This window comes from uncultured Coprobacter sp. (genome assembly GCF_947855755.1).
Lineage (GTDB): Bacteria > Bacteroidota > Bacteroidia > Bacteroidales > Coprobacteraceae > Coprobacter.
Genome location: NZ_CANUAR010000004.1, coordinates 64348 through 82297, shown reverse-complemented (window position 1 = coordinate 82297; position 17950 = coordinate 64348). Strand labels below are relative to the sequence as shown.

15 protein-coding genes are annotated in these 17950 nt (G+C 35.8%); 10 read left to right on the top strand and 5 right to left on the bottom strand.

Features of this window, described 5'->3' with window-relative positions; all coding sequences use genetic code 11:
• The first annotated feature begins 278 nt into the window (after nt 1–278).
• From Q0093_RS03965 to Q0093_RS03950, 4 genes are all read left to right on the top strand, one after another.
• Nucleotides 279–3749, top strand: coding sequence for a PA14 domain-containing protein (locus tag Q0093_RS03965; RefSeq protein WP_297928519.1), 3471 nt, complete (start codon nt 279–281; stop codon nt 3747–3749).
• Nucleotides 3750–3885: 136 nt separating this feature from the next.
• Nucleotides 3886–5784, top strand: coding sequence for an ATP-dependent DNA helicase RecQ (locus tag Q0093_RS03960; RefSeq protein ID WP_297928518.1), 1899 nt, complete (start codon nt 3886–3888; stop codon nt 5782–5784).
• A gap of 5 nt (nt 5785–5789) precedes the next feature.
• The gene (locus Q0093_RS03955) at nt 5790–6128 is read left to right on the top strand and encodes a CidA/LrgA family protein (RefSeq protein ID WP_294177492.1); all 339 of its coding nucleotides are present in this window, start codon (nt 5790–5792) and stop codon (nt 6126–6128) included.
• Between the two features lie 12 nt (nt 6129–6140).
• Nucleotides 6141–6836 (top strand): LrgB family protein, encoded by a 696-nt coding sequence (locus Q0093_RS03950; protein WP_294177493.1) that lies wholly within the window; start codon nt 6141–6143, stop codon nt 6834–6836.
• Nucleotides 6837–7138: 302 nt separating this feature from the next.
• On the opposite strand, the gene Q0093_RS03945 is transcribed toward Q0093_RS03950, so the two are convergent.
• The 4 genes from Q0093_RS03945 to Q0093_RS03930 form a co-directional block, all read right to left on the bottom strand.
• Entirely contained in the window at nt 7139–7900 is a 762-nt protein-coding gene (locus Q0093_RS03945) for a CDGSH iron-sulfur domain-containing protein (protein ID WP_297928517.1), read from the bottom strand.
• Nucleotides 7901–7964: 64 nt separating this feature from the next.
• Complete coding sequence (locus tag Q0093_RS03940) at nt 7965–8729, bottom strand: MBL fold metallo-hydrolase (protein ID WP_297928516.1); 765 nt, start codon at nt 8727–8729, stop codon at nt 7965–7967.
• A 16-nt stretch (nt 8730–8745) separates the two neighbouring features.
• A complete protein-coding gene (gene murB, locus Q0093_RS03935) occupies nt 8746–9756 on the bottom strand; it encodes a UDP-N-acetylmuramate dehydrogenase (RefSeq protein ID WP_297928515.1) in 1011 nt (336 codons plus the stop codon).
• Nucleotides 9757–9774: 18 nt separating this feature from the next.
• Nucleotides 9775–10698: a hypothetical protein gene (locus tag Q0093_RS03930; RefSeq protein ID WP_297928514.1), complete on the bottom strand. Its 924-nt coding sequence runs from the start codon at nt 10696–10698 to the stop codon at nt 9775–9777.
• A 519-nt stretch (nt 10699–11217) separates the two neighbouring features.
• Here Q0093_RS03930 and bioB point away from each other — a divergent pair.
• From bioB to bioD, 6 genes are read left to right on the top strand one after another with little or no spacing between them, the layout of a single operon-like run.
• A complete protein-coding gene (gene bioB, locus Q0093_RS14845) occupies nt 11218–12198 on the top strand; it encodes a biotin synthase BioB (protein ID WP_367175054.1) in 981 nt (326 codons plus the stop codon).
• Nucleotides 12185–13456 carry an adenosylmethionine--8-amino-7-oxononanoate transaminase gene (bioA, locus tag Q0093_RS14840; protein ID WP_367175053.1) on the top strand — a complete coding sequence of 424 codons (1272 nt, stop codon included), beginning with the start codon at nt 12185–12187 and terminating at the stop codon, nt 13454–13456. Before bioB ends, bioA begins: the two co-directional genes overlap by 14 nt.
• Nucleotides 13457–13460: 4 nt before the next feature.
• Nucleotides 13461–14627 (top strand): 8-amino-7-oxononanoate synthase, encoded by a 1167-nt coding sequence (locus Q0093_RS03920; RefSeq protein ID WP_297928513.1) that lies wholly within the window; start codon nt 13461–13463, stop codon nt 14625–14627.
• A complete protein-coding gene (locus Q0093_RS03915) occupies nt 14624–15256 on the top strand; it encodes a pimeloyl-ACP methyl esterase BioG family protein (RefSeq protein ID WP_294177499.1) in 633 nt (210 codons plus the stop codon). Before Q0093_RS03920 ends, Q0093_RS03915 begins: the two co-directional genes overlap by 4 nt.
• A complete protein-coding gene (gene bioC / locus Q0093_RS03910; RefSeq protein ID WP_297928512.1) occupies nt 15246–15986 on the top strand; it encodes a malonyl-ACP O-methyltransferase BioC in 741 nt (246 codons plus the stop codon). The genes Q0093_RS03915 and bioC overlap by 11 nt, the downstream gene beginning before the upstream one ends.
• Nucleotides 15987–15988: 2 nt before the next feature.
• Nucleotides 15989–16633: a dethiobiotin synthase gene (gene bioD / locus Q0093_RS03905; RefSeq protein ID WP_294177558.1), complete on the top strand. Its 645-nt coding sequence runs from the start codon at nt 15989–15991 to the stop codon at nt 16631–16633.
• Nucleotides 16634–16681: 48 nt separating this feature from the next.
• Here the strand turns inward: bioD and Q0093_RS03900 are convergent, their stop codons facing one another.
• Nucleotides 16682–17923 carry a tetratricopeptide repeat protein gene (locus Q0093_RS03900; RefSeq protein ID WP_294177501.1) on the bottom strand — a complete coding sequence of 414 codons (1242 nt, stop codon included), beginning with the start codon at nt 17921–17923 and terminating at the stop codon, nt 16682–16684.
• Between the last annotated feature and the right edge of the window lie 27 nt (nt 17924–17950).

Sequence of the window (17950 nt, the reverse complement as noted above, 5' to 3'; positions counted from 1 at the left end):
AGCAATAATCTTATAGCTAATTTTATGCCAAATATATTTTTTACTAAAAATCTGCCAAAAAGACAGCGACTATAATTAACTTAAAAATAATACTGACAGCTTTTACACTTCTCGACTCTGGATATTAATAACATTTTTGTCAGTAAACAGTTCATATTACCGAATAATATAATTTTTAATAGGATATTATGTGCCTTTTAATACATATCTCGATAAAATATTAATAGGAGAACCCTTATTTTGTAACATAGAAACTTTATCTAAAAATCAGAATAAACATGAAAAAAATTTATTTATTGAGCTATTTTCTCCTGCTCAATACTCTTTTAGGGATTGCATCCACAAGAAATCAATCTCGTGTTATTATTCCTCTATCTGGGTCGGAATGGTACCTATGGCGTGATACGAAAGCTGAGTGGAAAAATGACAAACTTTACCTGCCAAGCGAAGTGGCGAGATTATCAACATTATCGGCAAATTCTCCTGCTGGCTGGAACAATGACCGGTTATATCTGCCGACAGAAGTATCAGATCTGTCTAAGCTACCGGTTAACCCGCCCACCGGAGGATGGGAATCATTAAATACAAACACCGCAAAAAAGGTAAGTGTACCGGGCACTGTCGAAGAATATATGACCGTATCGGACTGGCCTCAGCCTACCGATTTTTCCGGTGTTAGCTGGTGGTTTAGAACTCTCGATGTTCCCAAAGACCTGAAAGATGCAACATTTATTTTAGAGTTCGGAGCTGTAAGAATGAGAGCCGAAGTTTATCTTGACGGGCAGCTTGTGGCATATGATATTGTCGGAGAAACCCCATTCGAAGCAAATGTGACCAAAGCTATACGTCCGGGAGAAAAACAACTTCTTGCCGTTCGTGTTACCAATCCCGGAGGAAATTTTCATTGGCAAGATTTCGACGTCATGAATTGGGGAAAATATTTGATCCCACCGGGACGCGGTTTTGGAGGCATACTTGGAGATGTGAACTTGAAAGCATTAAATCCGGTATATATATCTGACATTTACATGCAAAATACACCGCAAAAGACAAAAGTAAATGCAATTATCTCTATACGAAATCTGACGGATAAGAAACTTAAGCAAAATATCAACCTTGATATCGTTGAAAAAAATAACCCGTCAATAAAATTATTTTCAAAGCAAATAAAAAATCATCAAATTCCCCAAGGGGATAGTAGAATAACAATAGAAATAGATGCTCCAAATGCAAAAATTTGGGATATAGAATCCCCTAATTTATATGTAAGTAAAGTATCTCTTTCCAACAAAGACAATGATGAACGGACTTTCGGGTTTCGATGGTTCGCACCAGAGAATATCGGAGAAGAAGCTGTATTGAAACTCAATGGTCGTCGTGTTATGTTGAGAAGTGCTATTTCGTGGGGATATTGGCCGGTAACAGGGTTAATTGCAACTCCAGAAATGGCCGAAAAACAAATAACTACAGCAAAACAGTTAGGTCTCAATATGTTGAACTTTCATAGAAACATAGGAACTCCTGTTGTATTGGATAAAGCTGACGAAATGGGGTTATTATATTATGAAGAACCTGGTTCTTTTCATTCGGGTACTCATGATCCTTTTATCCGGACTATCTTACGTGAAAAAGTATTCCGTATGATCAAGCGAGACAGAAGTCATCCCAGTCTGGTTATTTATAATATGATTAATGAATTCGGAGGTCGTTTATCTAAAGATAAAGAATTGGTAGCAAAACGATTCGAGGATATGCGGGATGCACATGCCATTGATCCGAGCCGAACAATTACATTTACATCGGGATGGGCTAACAAAAGAGATGCTTTAGAAGATTCAAAAGCCCATTTCCGTCCGTTCGATACAAAACTATACATGAGCGGCTGGTTCGATAACCATAGAGCCGGAGGACCGGAAACTTGGAGAGAAGATTTTTATAAATCACCGACTGACAATCTTATGTACACCGATAATAATACTGAAATATATATGCGTGGAGAAGAGGCTGCAATTTCTACACCTCCTCGTATTAAAGAAATAGACGATTATCTCTCTAAAACCGGGAAAACCGGCTGGGACGGGAAATTCTGGCAAAAACAATACAAAGAATTCTGTAAATTTTTCTCAGATAAAAATTTAGAACCATATTTCAAATCAGTCGATATGCTCACCGAAAAAATGGGAGACATATCATTCGAACACCAAGGTCGTAGAATTCAAGGTATGAGAATGCAGAACTTAGGCGACTGCTACGTAATTAACGGATGGGAATCTATGCCCTATGACAACCATTCCGGTGTAGTGGACCTTTATAGGAATGCAAAAGGAGACTCTAAAATTTTAGCATATTATAACCAACCGCTTTATGTGGCAATCAGTCCGAGAAAACAAATTATACATACTCCAAATCCCGTTCCGGTAGATTTTTATATCGTTAATGAAAAAAATCTGAAAGGAAAATACATCTTATCTATCAATGTAAAAGACCCGAATGGTAAAAACATATATCAAGAAAATAAAAATGTTCAACTTTCGGGAGGAGAAACATTCGGAGAACTACTAATCGGAAATATGCAACTTCCTTTAAACAATCAATCCGGAATGTTTTCAATAGAAGCAACTTTATATGATCTAAATAAAGAAAAACAAGCCTCTGGAAAAGATCAGGTATTAGGAGTAAACTGGAATTCTCAAAAATTATCGGGTACTGGAGCTATCTATAAAAATGACACAAAGAATACATTTGTAAGTTTTTATAAACAAGAAACCGGAAATATACTTTCCGACTTCTCTGAAAATGCAGGTAAATTGGACTGGGTTGTCATTACACGTCCTCCATTAGATGCTCCACAAAAAATACAACCAGAAGTGTACATAACAAATGATAATAGACCGGGAATTGCAGCAACCTTCTTTAAAGACGATGATTTAAGAGAAGCAGCCGGAACTCGCACAGACACGCACATTGATTTCCAATTCGCAGACGGTGCACAACCAGATGCCTCTGTATCAGCAAATCAACCGTTTTCTGCAATATGGAAAGGGAAACTCGTACCTCCTGTTTCCGGACAATATCTTATAGCGGTCAATACAGACGGAGGCCTACGCCTTTCTATTAATGGACAACGGGTAATAGATGAATGGGGTAATAAAAAAATGTATGCTTACCAACGTCCTGTTACTCTTGAAGCTGGAAAAGCTATAAATATTCAAGTAGAATACCGACAACAAAAACAAACCGGAACGATTCAATTACAGTGGTCCACGCCGGGGAATGCCACACTCGATCCTAAATCATTAATAGATCGCTGCAAAAATGACGGAACTACCCTTATCTTGTTAGAATCAGCGGAAACATGGATGGATGTCATCTCTAAATATACCAATCTTAAAAATAAAGGTAATTTTGCAATGGGCAGAAATTGGGTCGGCGGAGTTCATTTTGTAAAAGCACATCCCCTATTTAAAGATCTGCCGGGCAATGTCGGTATGAGCTGGCCTTATCAAGCATTAGTTCATGACGGAGATCACAGGTTAGGACTAAAACTCGAAGGAGAAGAATTGGTTGCCGGAGTTTATCGTAGCCATGGTTTTAATCTTGGAACAGCAGTCGGAATCATCCCTTGCGGCAAAGGTAAAATAATCTTCTCTACATTAGATATTATGCCGAATCTAAATCAGTCTTCTGGATCTTCTGATGTGGCTAAAAAATTGATATATAACTTCATTGAATATTCTCAAACTCGATAATATAACATATAAAATTGAAAATTTTCAACCGGTTTCGATAATATATATTCGAAGCCGGTTTTATTATGTACAAAATAATCGTCAAAAAGAAAAATATGCCGTTACAATTTGTAATTTTGCAACCTCGAATATAGGTATGGGACAAAACATCTATGAAATATTAAAACGATATTGGGGATATGATACATTCAGACCTTTACAGGAAGACATTATCAATTCCGTACTAACAGGAAACGATACCTTGGGTTTGATGCCGACAGGAGGAGGAAAATCCTTAACATTTCAAGTTCCGGCCTTAGCCATGGATGGAATTTGTTTGGTTATAACACCCCTGATCGCTTTAATGAAAGATCAAGTGGATAATCTTAGAGCCAGAGATATAAAAGCGATTTATCTATATTCCGGATTAACTCGTCATGAAACGATTGTTACATTAGAAAATTGCATATTCGGTAAATATAAATTTTTATACGTCTCTCCAGAACGTCTTTCAAACGATCTTTTCCTATCCAAAGTAAAGGCAATGAAAGTCTCTCTATTAGTAGTAGATGAAGCCCATTGTATCTCTCAATGGGGATACGATTTCAGACCTTCATATATAAGAATTGCCGGCATAAGGACTCTGTTTCCTGAAGTTCCTGTATTAGCCCTGACTGCAACTGCAACTCCCAAAGTCGTAGAAGATATACAGGAAAAACTCCATTTCAAAAAAGGAAAAATCTTTCAAAAAAGTTTTTTCCGTCCCAATCTTTCTTATGTAGTACGCTATGGAGAAAATAAAATTCAACAATTAATACATATCCTCAACCGTGTTCCGGGAAGTGCCATAATTTATGTCCGTAGTAGACAAAAAACGAAAGAGATTTCGGAAGAATTAAGACGATTCAAAATCAATGCTGATTTTTATCATGCAGGTTTGAAATCAGAAGATAAAAACCAAAAACAACAGGCATGGAAAGAAGATCGTTGTCGAGTAATCGTTGCTACAAATGCTTTCGGAATGGGTATTGACAAACCGGATGTGCGGCTCGTTATTCATTTGGATTTACCTAACTCTCCAGAAGAATACTATCAAGAAGCCGGACGCGCAGGAAGAGACGGACTTCAGGCATACGCAGTCATTCTATATGCAAATGCCGATAAAGTAAAATTAGAAAAAAGAATCCGTGATATGTTTCCCGAACGAGAATTTATAGCCCGTGTATATGAAGCATTAGGAAACTTTTTGCAAGTAGCAGTCGGATCGGGAATGAATTCTGTTTTTGATTTCAATTTAAATACATTCTGCAAAACGTTTAAATTTCCCATATTACCGACATTTAACGCACTAAAAATATTAGAACAAGCTCAATATATAGAGTTTACGGAAGAAATAGAATCTCTGTCGAGAGTAATGATAACCGTACAACGTGATGAATTGTACAAATTGCAAACGGACGATTCTGGAAAAGAAGAACTATTACAATGTTTACTCCGCTCTTATACAGGTTTATTCGCCGATTACGTTTTTATTCAGGAAGATCTCTTGTCAAAACGAAGCGGGTTCTCTTCTCAAGAGGTGTACGAAAACTTAATCTATTTTTCAAAACAGCATATTTTACACTATATACCGCAAAAAAGAACCCCTTTTATTATATATACTGCACCTCGAGAAGATCTGAAGTATTTATCAATACCCAGAAATGTTTATGAAGAACGCAAAGAACGTTTTTCTCATCGTATTCATAGTATGTTGGAATATGTACTTCACGATAAAAAGTGCAGAACTCAAATCTTATTAAACTATTTTGGCGAGACATTTAACAGAGTATGCGGATTATGCGATATTTGTTTACAACAAAAATGCGGGGAGTTAACCACCGGAGATTTCTCCCGGATAGAAAAAGAAATCTACAAACTATTGCAGGCTGATAAATGTAGTCTCGACACAATTATAGAGCGTATTCCTTTTTCACAGGAAAAAATAGTCGAGACATTACGTTTTTTATGTGATGAACAGTTTGTTCAGGTTAAAGACGGACTTTATTATATATAAGAATTATGGTTAAAGGTGCATCTATTATTATGTTATTCTATTTTTTAGGAGAATGCTTAAGTTTTTTAATTAATGGAATTGTTCCGGGCAGTGTTTGCGGAATGGTTCTGTTATTCTTATCTCTTTTGTTGAAATTGGTAAAACCTCGAGATGTAAGAGGTGTATCAAATGCATTGACACAGAATATGGCACTTTTTTTTGTCCCGGCAGGAGTCGGACTTATGGCGTCTTTCGATCTCATTTCACGCTATTGGGCAGCACTATTAATCGTATCTGTCGTTACGACAGCTGTTATCATCGCTGTTGTCGGATATATGCAAGATAAATTGGAAAAAAAGCTATAAACAGTAATTCGTATGAACGAGATATTATCATCTACCCCATTTTTATTATTCCTTGTATTAGCAAGTTATTTATCAGGAACATATATTTATACCAAAAGTAAAATTGCACTTCTTCATCCCATTATTATCAGCATAGCGGTTATTATAGGGGTCTTAAAATGGGCAGGAATCGATTATGAGACTTTTTCCAAAGGCAGTTACATGATCCATTTTATGTTAGGACCTTCTGTCGTAGCATTGGGGTATGTCTTATACGAACAAATCGGATATTTGAAAGGAAAAGTTCTATCCATCACTTCTTCTATTATTGTCGGAAGTTTAGTAGGGATCGTAAGCGTAATTTGGATTTGCAAATTAATGGGAGTAGAACATAGTGTCATTGTCTCATTAGAGCCTAAATCCGTTACTACTCCCATAGCATTAAGCCTTTCTGCAAAAAGTGGAGGAATTCCGTCATTAACAGCTATTACTGTCGTTATATGCGGTATATTGGGTGGAATTATCGGGCCATTTATTCTTCGTAAATTGCATATAAAAAGCCGGGTTGCTAAAGGTCTTGCTCTTGGCGCGGCTGCGCATGGTTTAGGTACAGCTAAGGCAATAGAACTCGGTGCGGTAGAAGGAGCTATTAGCGGACTTGCAATAGGACTGATGGGAATTATGACATCTTTGTTGATTCCATTGGTCGAAAATCTGTTTTATAAATAAGAACTGGCCTAAATTGAGTAAAAATATATACTCAGATTTCTAGAGCCAGTCTTAATTTTATTTTCCAATAAGAAAATATTATCAGATCATTTTTGCATTTTCTTTCGGTCTTTTTCCTCGTTTTTAATCATCAGATAGTCCGTTATCATCTTTGCAAAAACAGAAAAATATCCTCGAAAGAGGATTCTCAAAACTGACCCCAACAAAACTTTAATAAGTTCTTATATCCCTAATTTAGAGTTGTTTTATCCTTCTCTACACGTCTCGTAGTCCGGAACGGAAAAACATACTTGAAAATAGAACTACCATTCTTCTTTACCGACTTCTAAAGGCAAATTATCTCTAAAATGCATAGAAGCGTGAGTCCCGTCACAAAAAGGTTTATTGGAAGATTGACCGCAACGGCACAAAGTAACTCTATTTCGAATCTCATAGCTACTTCCGTCAGCACTCTCAACACGAATCCCACCTTTCACCCATATAGGACCACTTACCTTGATTCCGGGATCCTCTATAATCCCAATTGAAGGATCAAACGACGGTTCAAAAACTTTTTTCGTTCTTTTATCCCATACAACCAAGCGTCCAGCTGGACAATGGCCAGCCTCATGTTTGACAAGGTCTATTTCATCTTGAGTTTCCGCAGTCTGTACAATATTCCAGATACGACCGTATGCATCACAAAAACGAGCGAAAGCACAATATTTCTCATTATCGGCCAACACCATTGCCGGACCTTCGAACAATTCGGCATCTTCTAATAAAGGACGCTTGTCACTTGTTTCTTCCGGATTCCAGTCCGCTTTAGTGTGAGAACCATCGCAAAAAGGTTTTTTACAAGATTCACCACAACGACAAAGTGCCGTATATTCACCTTCTGTCTTGTAATGACGTCCTTTTTTATAAACCCAAGAAGCTCCGTCTTCATTCGGCATAATAATCTCTTGATCAATAGGAGGATTTCCGTATACCAAATATGGTCCGTCTGCCAAGATTTTAATATAAAACATCTCAGGAGCAGCAGTTGTACCTATCTCCACGTTCGGTTCAGTTGTCTTTTTCATAAAAAAACTCTTTAGAATTGAATTACTCTAATAAAACAACTGAAGTTATAAATTAGTTGTCCGTTTATATATATTCCGTGTCGATTAGTAATCCGTCATGAGCAAAATATACATTCTCAGGTAGTTTTTTCGATTCCACTTCATGTAATCCCATATGATGGCTCATGTGAATAAGATAAGTCCTTTGGGGCTTTACACGTTTTACGAGATGCAACGCCATTTCTAATGATTGATGAGATATATGCTCTGTATGTCGTAAAGCATTTATAATTAATATTTTAGCACTCTCTATTTTCTTTATCTCTTCTTCTGAGATGTATAACATATCCGTAATATAAGCTACATCTTCAATCCGATAACCCAATATGGGAAGCTTATAATGCATTACTCGAATCGGTATTACAGAGATATCCTGTACGCAAAACGGATCTGTGCCAATCTCATTTAGATTAAGACTTGCAACACCCGGATAAGGATGTTCGACAAAACAATAAGGTATTCTTGCCCTTATCGCATCTGCAACCCAAGGCTCTAAAAAGACATCCACAGAATGCTCTTTACAAAAGACTCGCAACTCATCCAAACCACTCGTATGATCATAATGTACATGGGTTAATAAAACCGCATCGATCTTTTCTGTATGACTGCATAACATCTGTTGCCGAAAATCCGGACCACAATCTATTAAAATATTTTTACCCTTTATTGTAAACAACGCCGATGTCCTTAATCTTCGGTCTCTCGGATCGTTCGAAGAACAAACTTCACAATGGCATGCAATTTCAGGTACTCCGGTCGATGTCCCTGTTCCTAAAAATTTAATTTGCATAATATTCCGGCAGAAACTATATATAATTTACTTCAGGTTTAATTGTTATTCCATAAAGAGATTTTACAGAATCAACTATATTTTGAGCCAAATCTATAATATCCTTTGCTACAGCATTATTTTTATTTATTAATACTAAACACTGTTTATCATGTACTGCTGCTCCTCCCAACATTTTACTTTTCCACCCGGCTTTATCGATAAGCCATGCTGCCGGGACTTTTACAAATTGAGTATCAACCGGATAAAACGGCATTTCCGGATATTTTTCTTTTAATAGATCATATTGAGAAACAGGAATGACCGGATTCATAAAAAAGCTACCGGCATTTCCATAATCATCAGGATCGGGAAGTTTCGATTTTCGAATCTCTATTACGGTATCCCTTATTGTTTGCAAATTAATACTCTTATTGCCGATAGCATGACGAAGATTTCCATAATCAAGATGATAAACCGGATTTTTTCGAAGCAAATACACCACCGACGTTATAATATATTTACCTTTTAGTTCTTTCTTGAATATGCTGTCTCTATATCCATACATACACTCTGCTGTCGTAAAAGTCCGTTCTTTGCCTGTTGCAACATCAATCGCTTCTACTTGCAAAATAATATCTTTCACTTCAACACCATAAGCTCCGATATTCTGAACGGCACTTGCTCCGACTTCTCCGGGAATTAATGATAAGTTTTCTGCTCCACCCCATCCATTACTTACCGAATATTTAACAAAATCGTCCCAAACCACTCCTGAACCGGCTTTTACAGTTACATATTCAGAAGTTTCCGATACTACTTCGATGAATCTTATTTTTGAATGTAATATTACACCTTCGTAATCGGACATAAACAATAAATTACTACCTCCTCCGATTTGCAAAAATGGATTCTCCCTCAATAAATCCGTTTTTAATAAGTCTATCAGCTCTTTTACCGATTGATATTCGATAAACCATCGGGATGAAACAGATAAATGAAAAGTATGTAATTGTTGCAGAGATTTATTCTCTTCTATTGTTATCATAATATGTATTTCAAAAATTTATAATCTGAAGTCCGTTAAAATCCCATCTTCAAAAAACAGATAACTCCCTGTATTATAAAACCATTGTTCTTTCAATCCCCCATAAGTCGGTATTCTTCTCACATCACTAGGCCGACCTAATGACAAACGACACTCATCCTTTGTCATTCCTTTCATTACTTTGGACTTAGTTATAAGATCCCAATTTACGTCAGAGATCGTTTTATACTGACGTCTTGGGTTCTCAAAACTAAAAAGTCTGTCAAATGTCGTATATTGCGTTGCTAATGTTTCTGGGAATAAAGTACCCAATACATTTGCTGTTTTTCCTGCATTATCCTCAAAAACAAATTTTATCGGTAATACCTTATCTCCGGGTAATATATCTTTGATCACCACCGGGACGAATTTATGACCTCCTATTTCCAGACCACTCTCATCATACCAAATAGATGTTTTGATATATAAAGTCTTTCCTATCAACATTTTCTGGGCTTTCAGTACATCCTCTTCAGCAACCATGTCCGGCAGTAAAGGTTTATAATCGCTATCCTTTATCTCTTTTATAGTCTTTTCGGTTCTATACTGGTATTTTATCCCCTCACAATCAAAAATCAATACAGCATACTGCGCCTGTCCGAGTATAGACTTTTCAATCATACCTTCGAATGTGAAAATCTTATTTTTAAAAGAGACATGCATCGGAACTGTATCCTGTTCCGGCTTTAATAAAAGAGAAAGGTCATCGCTAACATAAATAAATCGTCGTCCTTTAGTCCATTCGGCACACCTTTTTTCTTCAAAATTATTTTTAACGAACAATTCCTCAGCACTCGGTTCTACCTCTTCTATTTTATCTTTTTTCCGTTTAGCAAAAAGAGGTTCACAACAAAAAGATTCTATTACACCCAATAAGACAATAATATATATACAATTTCTCAAATTCATTAAATATTCAAATATCAAATTATGCATCAAATATAAGAAGAATGTAACAAAATCACATGCAAAGTTTTATTAAATCCTGCAATTAAAAGAAAGACAAAATACTCTTTTTATAGTTATTTCTATTACATTTGCAACCGATGACTTTAAGCATAAAAAATATTTCGAAAACCATTCGTTTCCGTCGTTGGAGTCGAAACCAGTTTGCTGCATTTCAAAGTATCGGGAAATGTGTAAATATCGGATGCGTATGTAAGTCAATCATCGATATTTCCTTGAAAAAACAAAAAGGTATTCTCTATACATCGAAGAAAAGTGATTTTATCTGTTACTCGGAAGCCGATGAAAATGATGGCAAGACCCCTCCAGATATTTTATTTTTATTCAAAAAATTAGAGATATTACCCGTTATTTTATCAAACGATATTCCTTATTGTATTTATTTTCTATTATACCCAATAGAGACTGAGAACTACTGTCTATCATGTAGTTCTCGGTCTTTTTTTATAAAAAAATATGATCGAAAAATTAAAAAACAAAGTCCTATCAGGGGAACATTTATCAGAAAGAGATGCATTCTCTTTGCTTAAAACGACAGATAAAGAAGCTTTATATAAGGCCTCAGGAGAAATTACAAAACATTTTTGTAAGAACAAATTCGATATGTGTTCCATTATAAATGCTCGCTCCGGGAAATGCCCGGAAGATTGTAAATGGTGTGCACAATCCGGGCACTACAAAACCCAGATCAATACATATTCCCTTATTGATCGAGAAGAGTGTAAAAAACTAGCTTCTCAGGTATTTCAACAGAAAATACATCATTTAGGATTAGTCACAAGCGGACGTAAAGTTCAAGGAGAATTATTAACTCGAGTATGCGACTTATACAAATATATATCAAGCATAAATATAAATACCCGTCTCTGCGCATCATTAGGTCTTCTGAACAAACAAGAATTATCATTACTCTTGGCTGCCGGAGTAAAACGGTATCACTGTAACTTGGAAACCGCTCCCTCCTATTTTCCGACTTTATGTTCTACCCATACTCAAGAGGAAAAGATAAAAACGATTCGTGCAGCACAGGAAATCGGAATGGAAGTTTGTTCCGGAGGGATAATAGGTATGGGAGAAACAGCAGAACAAAGAATAGAATTGGCCTTTACTTTGAAACATCTGAACATATATTCAATACCTATCAATATATTACAGCCCATACCCGGTACACCTTTAGAACAAACAGTTCCATTATCTCCAGACGAGCTCCTCACGACTATCGCACTCTTCCGCTTTATTAACCCTGACGCATACTTGCGTTTAGCCGGAGGAAGGGCTCAGTTATCTCAAGATACACTGAAAAAAGCGTTAATGATCGGTATCAATTCTTCTATTGTCGGAGATATGTTGACAACTGTGGGTTCTAAAGTTGCCGAAGATAAAAAACTATTTACCAATTGCGGATATTCTATTGACAATGAATATGAAAACGAATAATTTTGACAGAGAACATTTATGGCATCCTTATACATCTGCATTAAATCCCATACCTACGTATGAAGTAGAGCGGGCAGACGGGGTATATATTCAACTAAAAAACGGGAAAAAGTTAATTGACGGAATGTCTTCTTGGTGGGCTGCCGTACACGGATACAATCATCCTGTACTGAATCGAGCAGCACAAGAACAATTGTCTAAAATGTCCCACATCATGTTCGGAGGATTAACACATAGTCCGGCAATAGAACTGGGAGAAAAATTATTGACATTAGTTCCTGAGAAACTCCAGAAAATATTCTATTGTGATTCCGGATCTGTAGCTGTAGAAGTAGCTCTTAAAATGGCGGTACAATATTGGTATGCTCAAGGGAAAAATGAAAAAACAAATTTTGTTACTATCCGATCGGGATATCACGGCGATACATGGAACGCTATGTCGGTTTGTGATCCTGTGACAGGTATGCACTCTATTTTTGGAAATTCACTTCCTCACCGATATTTTGTACCTTCACCAAGCTGTCGTTTTTACGATGATTGGGATGAAAATTGTATTGTGCCGTTAAAAGAATGTATAAAAGCTCATCATGAAAATATTGCAGCATTGATTTTAGAACCGATAGTACAAGGTGCTGGAGGAATGAGATTTTATCATCCTCAATATCTAAAAGCTGCAAAAAAACTCTGTGAGGAGTATCACCTTTTATTAATATTCGACGAGATAGCTACCGGATTCGGTCGTACTGGAAAACTTTTTGCTTGCGAACACGCTAATGTCTCTCCGGATATCATGTGTATCGGAAAGGCCTTAACCGGCGGATATCTTACAATGGCTGCCGTATTATCGACAAATCTCGTAGCTAATGTAATCTCTTCCGGATTTCCCGGAGTCTTTATGCACGGACCGACTTTTATGGGAAATCCTTTAGCTTGTGCAATATCTCTTTCATCTGTCAACCTATTATTAGAAAACAACTGGGAAATGCAAGTTAAAAGTATTGAAGCTCAATTAAAAGAAGATCTTTCTCCTGCCAAAGAATACTCCCAAGTCGCAGATGTTCGTGTATTAGGCGCTATTGGAGTCATTGAAATGAGAGAGGTTGTAGACATGTCCAAGATACAACGTCAATTTGTCGAACATGGTGTATGGGTAAGACCTTTTGGTAAGTTAGTATATATTATGCCTCCATACATCATCAATCCCGATCAATTAACTCGATTGACATCAGCATTATTAAGTGTTGTAAGCAAGCAATAAAACAATGAAAGACAGATATTTTGAAAATAGATTAAAAGAAATAGAAAGTTCCGGAAATCTAAGGGAATTGCAAATAATAACCAATATAGAAAACGGAATCGTTGCAGGAAATAAAAAGTTCACAAATCTTACCTCCAATGATTATTTAGGTATCGCTACAGACCGCCATTTATATTCCGAGTTTTTAGAAAACTTAAAAGATAATGATTTTCAGTTTTCTGCATCCTCTTCCAGATTACAAACAGGAAATTACGAGGCTCATATTATCTTAGAAAAACGTTTAGCCGAATTATTCCATTCTGAATCAGCGTTGGTATTTAATAGCGGTTACCATGCAAATACAGGAATCCTCCCGGCGATAACCACATCCCGTTCAATGATACTTGCCGACAAATTAGTTCACGCAAGTATTATTGACGGTATTCGTCTAAGCCAGGCCAAATGTATTCGTTTCAAACATAATGATTATCGACAGCTCGAACGCCTCATACAACAGGCCGGAGAACGCTATGACCGCATAATTATTGTTACGGAAAGCATTTTCAGTATGGACGGAGATGAGTCGGATTTACGAACATTGGTCCGGTTTAAACAAAAATATCCGGCAATTATGCTTTACATAGACGAAGCACATGCAATCGGTGTACGAGGGAATAACGGACTGGGCTGTTGTGAAGAACACAATATTATCGAACATATCGATTTTTTGATCGGTACATTCGGAAAGGCGTTAGGATCTTGCGGAGCATTCTTGATTTGCAATAGGATAATGCGAGAATATCTTATTAATACAATGAGGACATTTATTTTTACGACAGCACTGCCTCCTATCAATCTCAAATGGACTCTTTTTACACTGAATAAAGCCGTTGGCATGAATGGCCGACGAGAACATATAAAAAAAATTTCAAACTTGTTAAAAAAAGAACTCAGTTCGGAAAATCGGGAAATACAAAGTAGCAGCCATATTATACCTTATATCACAGGATCTTCAGAGTCTGCACATAATACGGCAAAAGAACTTCAAAAGCAAGGATTTTATGTTCTTCCGGTACGTCCTCCAACCGTTCCCGATGGAACAGCAAGAATACGGTTTTCTCTAACTGCAAATTGTACAGAAGAAGAAATAAATCGATTAATATACTGCATCAGGAATTTATCGAAATCATGAAACAATATTTTACAAAACAGGAAAATAATAAGTCTCTGATTTTATTTTTCACAGGTTGGGGCATGGATCAAAACACCTTATCTATCAATAAAAAGGATTTCGATACCTGCATCTGTTTCGATTATACGAATATAGATTTCGAAAAATCTCATTATAAAAATTATCAAGTAATTGATGTATATGGATGGTCGATGGGTGTATGGGCAGCATCTCAAGTTTTACAGGATTGTAATTTACCTATTCGGAAAAGCGTCGCAATAAACGGAACGATCTTTCCGATAGAAAAAGAAAAAGGCATAGATCCGACAATTTTCCAAAAAACAATAGATTTATTGAATGAACAGAACTTATTAAAGTTTAATAAACGGATGTGTGGAAACAAAGAGAATTTTCAGTTTTTTATAAATCATACTTCCCACAGATCTATTGAAAGTCTAAAACAAGAATTAATTTCTATACAATCAATGGTTAAAAAAGATATGACATCAACCTTTCAATGGGATAAAGCGATAATAGGAACGCGTGATTTCATTTTCCCAACAAAAAATCAGCTAAAAGCATGGGAAAAAAACAAATACGATATTATAGACGAAGCCCATTTCTTAGATTTCAATAAATATGTCGATTAATAAACAGCAAATAAGAAAATCATTTACAAAGGCTATCTCCACATATGAACAAGAAGCCTTTGTTCAATATCAAATAGCAATGGAATTATACAGATTATTATCTGTATATTCAAACTATCCTGTGTCTTCGATCTTAGAAATCGGATGCGGAACAGGCTTCTTCACCCGATTACTACACTCTCATTTCTCTTCCGCAACTATTACAGCAAACGACCTTTGTCCTGAAGTTGTCAATTATATTCCTAATGACATAAAATTTATTTCCGGAGATATGGAAACGATTAATTTTCCGGATAAATACGATCTGATAGCCGGATCATCGGCAATACAATGGTTAGAGGATTTTCCATTATTTTTAAAAAAAATAAACCGTAGTCTTTCTGACAAAGGTCTTGTGGCGATTTCAACATTCGGAGAAAAAAATCTTATAGAAATAAAACAAGTTACCAATATCGGCTTATCTTATTTTACAAAATCAGATTTAGAGCATATTATTTCTTCTTCATTCCAAATTATCAAAATGAAAGAAGAGATCAAAACTGTTTATTTTTCATTACCTAAAGATGTACTATTACACTTAAAGCGTTCAGGTGTCAACGGTATCGCCTCAGAAAAATGGACAAAATCAGATTTTTTATATTTCACAGATCGGTATAATAGACTATTCAAATCAGATTACGGAGTTCCATTAACATATCACCCGATCTATATAATTGCATCAAAAAAATAGAAATCATGAAAGGAATTTACTTTATTAGCGGTATCGATACAAACATCGGAAAATCTATAGCAACCGGATGGCTTGCCAAACAACTATTAAATCAACATGTAAAAGTTATCACACAAAAATTGGTACAAACAGGAAATAAAGAATATTCAGAAGATATTGAGCTTCATAGAAAGATTATGAAAATGGAAATGCTCCCGGAAGATATTTCAAAACTGACAGCTCCTGTGATCTTCAGCTACCCCTCATCTCCCCATCTTGCAGCAAAAATCGATAAAAAAGAATTGGATATTGATGCAATAACCTTGTCCAGCAGGATTCTAAAAGAGCGATATGATATAGTTCTGTTAGAAGGTGCAGGAGGACTCATGGTTCCCCTTACTCCCGATTTGTTGACAATCGATTATATATCTCAACAAAATTATCCTATAATATTAGTAACTTCCGGTAGATTAGGAAGTATAAACCATACATTTCTAAGTCTTGAAGCTATTAAAAATAGGAATTTAAAATTACATTCTGTCATATATAATCTATCTCCTCATGCAGATGAAATCATTGTTCAAGATTCTTTGAATATAATAAATCAATATATACGAAAAAATTTTCCAGAAGCTTTTCTAATGCAAATGCCAGAAATTACCATATAGAAAACGGGGACATTTTTTGTCCCCGTTTTCTATATAGATTTATTTATTTTATTCAGATGCATTCATCTCAGCCTCTATTTTCTTTAAATTAGCTTCATCACCCAAATTATAATATATACCTCTCAACGCAATCATATATTCGTTTTCATCAGGTTTCATCGAATGAGCTTTTTCATAGTACGGAAGAGCTTTTTTGTATGCAGCCAACACAACTTCTTCTCTTACTTTTTGATATTCCTCATCATTTTTAATCAAGCTGGCTTCATTACTTGCTGTCACCGCTTTATTAAAATAGATACGGCCCAATTCACCATAGGCATCGGCATAATCAGGTTTTACAGATATCGCTTTTTCCAAACATTGCACAGCATTTGCCTCATCTTTTTTATTTTCATAATACAGAACAGCCAAAACCTTCCAGTACTCAGCGATGTTAGGATTGGTTTCCAACGCTTTTTTCAAATAGGCTATTGCATCATCCCCCTTTCCTGTGTAAATACATAAATTAATCAATTGAGACATAAACTGATATTTAGGATCATTTGCTTTCTCACCTAAAACCTCGACAGCCTCTTTCAATGTATTAAGCTGGTTTACAGTATCTTTTTCTTGACTATATGCATAAACTAAATAATAATAAATGTCTTGAATTTCATAGTTGTCTTTTTTTGCTTCATTCAATGCTTTAATCGCCAATTTATTATCTTTTGTTTGAAAAGCAGCTAAAGCAGCATAGTACCTAATCTGCATATAGGAACTGTCCGTTGCATTCAGAGTTTCTTTAGCCATGAAATTCAACTTGGGAATATCTTGATATATCTCCCACATTTTATAAGCCTTTTTATAATCTTTTTCATTATAAAAATAAGCTCCGGCACTCCAGAAATGAGGTTGATTGTTCTTAATCGTATTCTTAATATCTTTCAGATATTTAGATTTCACTTTCCCTTTTTCATTCGGCATCGTATCCAGCTTTGCCGCTACCAAATATTTTTCATAAGAATCCAACAAAGCGTTATACATATTCTTCTCATTTACACTCTGTTTTATAAGAGTCTTATTATAATCGCCTTCAAAACTCTTATTTTCAATAAAACCTGCCACATACCAAGTCTTAGCAAGATCCTTTGTATCCGGATTCTTTAAAGCTTCATTAATGGACTTACGAGCTTCGCCAAAATTAGGCTTTGGCATCTTTGCCTCATTAAATGCCGCATTCACATTCTTCATTTGAGCAAAAACGCTTCCGGCAAATAGGCATATACCTGCTGTCAATAGAACCTTTTTCATCTTTTTCACGTTTTAGGATTAGAAGTA

Excerpts from the sequence above, each read along its gene's own strand:
- bioC (WP_297928512.1), top strand. The coding sequence starts at position 15,246 with ATGTCGATTAATAAACAGCAAATAAGAAAATCATTTACAAAGGCTATC.
- Q0093_RS03900 (WP_294177501.1), bottom strand. The coding sequence starts at position 17,923 with ATGAAAAAGGTTCTATTGACAGCAGGTATATGCCTATTTGCCGGAAGC.
- bioA (WP_367175053.1), top strand. The coding sequence starts at position 12,185 with ATGAAAACGAATAATTTTGACAGAGAACATTTATGGCATCCTTATACA.
- Q0093_RS03955 (WP_294177492.1), top strand. The coding sequence starts at position 5,790 with ATGGTTAAAGGTGCATCTATTATTATGTTATTCTATTTTTTAGGAGAA.
- murB (WP_297928515.1), bottom strand. The coding sequence starts at position 9,756 with ATGATAACAATAGAAGAGAATAAATCTCTGCAACAATTACATACTTTT.
- Q0093_RS03945 (WP_297928517.1), bottom strand. The coding sequence starts at position 7,900 with ATGAAAAAGACAACTGAACCGAACGTGGAGATAGGTACAACTGCTGCT.
- Q0093_RS03960 (WP_297928518.1), top strand. The coding sequence starts at position 3,886 with ATGGGACAAAACATCTATGAAATATTAAAACGATATTGGGGATATGAT.
- Q0093_RS03940 (WP_297928516.1), bottom strand. The coding sequence starts at position 8,729 with ATGCAAATTAAATTTTTAGGAACAGGGACATCGACCGGAGTACCTGAA.
- Q0093_RS03920 (WP_297928513.1), top strand. The coding sequence starts at position 13,461 with ATGAAAGACAGATATTTTGAAAATAGATTAAAAGAAATAGAAAGTTCC.
- Q0093_RS03950 (WP_294177493.1), top strand. The coding sequence starts at position 6,141 with ATGAACGAGATATTATCATCTACCCCATTTTTATTATTCCTTGTATTA.
- Q0093_RS03915 (WP_294177499.1), top strand. The coding sequence starts at position 14,624 with ATGAAACAATATTTTACAAAACAGGAAAATAATAAGTCTCTGATTTTA.
- bioB (WP_367175054.1), top strand. The coding sequence starts at position 11,218 with ATGATCGAAAAATTAAAAAACAAAGTCCTATCAGGGGAACATTTATCA.
- Q0093_RS03965 (WP_297928519.1), top strand. The coding sequence starts at position 279 with ATGAAAAAAATTTATTTATTGAGCTATTTTCTCCTGCTCAATACTCTT.